Source organism: Gracilibacillus saliphilus (assembly GCF_010994085.1).
GTDB lineage: Bacteria > Bacillota > Bacilli > Bacillales > Amphibacillaceae > Gracilibacillus > Gracilibacillus lacisalsi.
In genome coordinates this window covers 1-3,040 of the sequence record NZ_WJEB01000063.1, presented here as the reverse complement: position 1 = coordinate 3,040, position 3,040 = coordinate 1, and the positions used below count along the sequence as shown (strand labels likewise).

The following is a 3,040-nucleotide window of genomic DNA, read 5'->3' as shown; positions in this document are numbered from 1 at the left end:
TGCGCAAAATTTTATACTTTCTTGTCCTAAAAAAAGAATGTACATTATTTTGTACATTCTAAATAGGTTCTATTAATGATTGATCATTATTCCTAGGATTATTTACTTTTTTGGAAACCGGATAAGCCTTCATTAGAGAATCATCCAATGGTAACAGAAATGATTTCAAGAAAGCTTTATCGTCGATCGTTGGATCAATCCAATTATCTTGACCTTTATCTTGTAAGATAACTGGCATTCGATCATGTATCGATTCCATAAGTCTATTTGGCTTCGTGGTTAAAATTGTACATGAGACGATCTCTTGATCTCCACTGCTCCAACGATCCCATAATCCCGCAAAAGTGAATAGCTGACCATCGTTTACCGTAATTCGATATGGTTGCTTTTCTTTTTCTTCTCGTTTCCATTCGTAAAAACTATCTGCCACAATTAAACATCGTCTTCGTGATAATAATCGTTTAAAAGAAGGCTTTTCATCAACTGTTTCACTTCTAGCATTTATCATTTTACTTCCTATTTTAGGATCTTTTGCCCAGACTGGCACTAGTCCCCATTGAAGATAACCAGCTTTTCTCCCTTGATTGGTTCCTACGATGGACAGTACTTGTTGCGTAGGTGCTATATTATAACTCGGTTGAAATTCGGTCAGAACGATACCTAGTTCACTTTCCAGAACTTCTATCGATGTATCTAAGGTAAATCTACCACACATTTTAACCACATCCTCTTAAGGTTATATTTCCACTAGTAGGATTCCTCCACTAAACTGGGGGCATTTCCCGGGAAATACGATTAATGCTAGTATACTATTTTGGGCAGTTCTTTATTAGCTATTTACATTTTGTTAGGTAATAATTCTCAAAATATTGTGATTGATGTTTAAACATATTCACAACGGTTAGAGGATAACTAGAATCGATAATACTAAAAAGGAGTGTGTAACACTTTATGGATATCAATAAAGAAATCAAAAAGTTGGAAGATGTTTATTTGGAAAAGCCACAACGCGTATTTAGTATGTATTTAAACACTGATCCAGCTGATCCTGAACAACAAGGTGGCAAATGGAAGTTGCATTTAAAAAATGGATTAAATAGCTTTGAAAACTACTTACAAATGGACGGAGATAGTGAAGAAAAAAGAAATTATTGGGCCGTTAAAGAAATGGTCGAAAAGTATATGCATGAAAATGAACAAAACTTAGCCAAAAGCGTGGTAATATTTGCAACAGGTGATCAGTCGATTTGGTTTGCTGAGAAATTCCAAATGCCCGTTGAAACTGAATTTAGTTGGGAAGAAACACCTAAATTAGATCAGATCAAAAAAATGCTTGATCAGTTCCCAGAAACAGGTATCATCCTTACACAGAAAGAATCCATTAAAATATTGGATACTGAACTTGGAAACTTAAAAGATACTAGGTTGTATCAATTAGATCTCGATACCGAAGATTGGCGTGAACATACCGGACCACATCGAGCCCAGCCATCTATGGGATCTGGCGGAAAAAACACAAAACAAGAACAATTCGAAGCCCGTTTTGAAGCTAACCGCTATCGTTGGTATAAAAGCATAGCTACAAGCCTCGACAAATTAGCAAAAGATAAAAACTGGAAGAAGATTATTTTAGTCGGAAACAAAGAGGAAGCGGAAGATTTGTCTAGTAATATGAATAAAGAAGTAACGAAAGTGATTCCAAAAAATATGCTAGAGCAAGAAAAAATGAAAGTTATCAATGAGGCTGTCTTCAGCTAAAAAATCGAGCTATTGTAGCTCGATTTTTTATATCTAGAAAACTTAAGTTGAAGCAGATTTTCTCTTTTTTCTAATCGAATAAATCAATAAACTGATCATTAGAATAAATTGTGCCACGATTACCAATGCATCCCAGAAGTAGGGATTATCGATTGGATTCATTAAGTGTGGTAGTGTATTTACCATTAAGTAAATCGTTTGGGGAATGAAATATATAATGAATAAACTAATCGTTAGTATGACTCCGATGAAGGAAAATACACCATATAATTTGACTACTTTTTCTTCACCTTCAAAGGTAGTACTTGTTTCATCTACTTTAATAAATGGAATCCATTTTGCCATATAATTTTTACCGTTCTCCATTAAATTATAACAGCCTGTCATGTTTTCTACTAAATAATATAAGTCCGTCTTCATATAGAAACAGCATTGATAAATTGTTCTAATAAATATATCCAGTACTACTACCGATAATATTCCATTAATAAGATAATGATCAATAGATACTGTCAGTTTGATTAATAATACGGTAAACAGTATCAGTTGGTCAATGAACATACCACCTAAAAATAATAGATTTCTTTGTTTTGATGGTAGTTTCCAAGCAGCCGTTAAGTCAGTTTCTGCAACAACCAAAAACAAACGATTCCCTACTTGAACATCTGCCAATAAATCGAAAGATCTTATAGCTAAAATGTGCCCCAACTCATGGAGAATGAGTAGAATGATTGATAAAAGCATATAAGTCAAAATGTTAAATACCATGGAGTCGAATATAAATATATCTTTATAAGTTGGTAACAAATCAGGGAAGGACGCAAAAATAATAAGATTAAATATAATCAAGATAATGAAAAATGGGATGGTTAACTTATTATATAATAATCCGGCTATTGAAGGAGAAATCTTTGTAAATCCTGTTGCGGATTGATCTTTTGTATGAGTGATCATGTCCTTACCGTCAATCTCTTTTACCAACCCTAAATCGACTAATTGCTGGAGAAAATCTACTAGATTAACCTCTTCTTCTTTGTACTTATCGGTTAATTGTTTTTCAATAATATCCAATGATTCATTATTATTAATTTTTTCGATTGCCTCTATGCAAATTTCCGGCATTTCGAAAAATTCACCAGTTTGCTCTTTTTCCACTATATAATGTTTCTTGTCTTTTCTGACATTAAGAGGTTGTAAAATTACTTTTGATTCTAGGTTCAGTTCCATTATTTCACCTCCTGTAATTTTTGATAAAATCAAAACCACCAGTGTGAACTGGTGG

The 3,040-nt window shown here is 33.4% G+C and carries 3 protein-coding genes; 1 reads left to right on the top strand and 2 read right to left on the bottom strand.

All coding sequences use genetic code 11. The features are described 5' to 3' along the window. Positions 1–58: 58 nt before the first annotated feature. Positions 59–715, bottom strand: a complete 657-nt coding sequence (locus GHT08_RS21750; protein ID WP_163583481.1) for an SOS response-associated peptidase — start codon at positions 713–715, stop codon at positions 59–61. Positions 716–951: 236 nt separating this feature from the next. Here GHT08_RS21750 and GHT08_RS21745 point away from each other — a divergent pair, with 236 nt between their 5' ends. Continuing rightward, on the top strand, positions 952–1,758 hold the full coding sequence (locus GHT08_RS21745) for a VLRF1 family aeRF1-type release factor (RefSeq protein ID WP_163583480.1): 807 nt from the start codon (positions 952–954) through the stop codon (positions 1,756–1,758). 42 nt (positions 1,759–1,800) lie between these two features. On the opposite strand, the gene GHT08_RS21740 is transcribed toward GHT08_RS21745, so the two are convergent. Beyond that, complete coding sequence (locus GHT08_RS21740; RefSeq protein WP_163583479.1) at positions 1,801–2,985, bottom strand: peptidase; 1,185 nt, start codon at positions 2,983–2,985, stop codon at positions 1,801–1,803. Positions 2,986–3,040 lie beyond the last annotated feature (55 nt).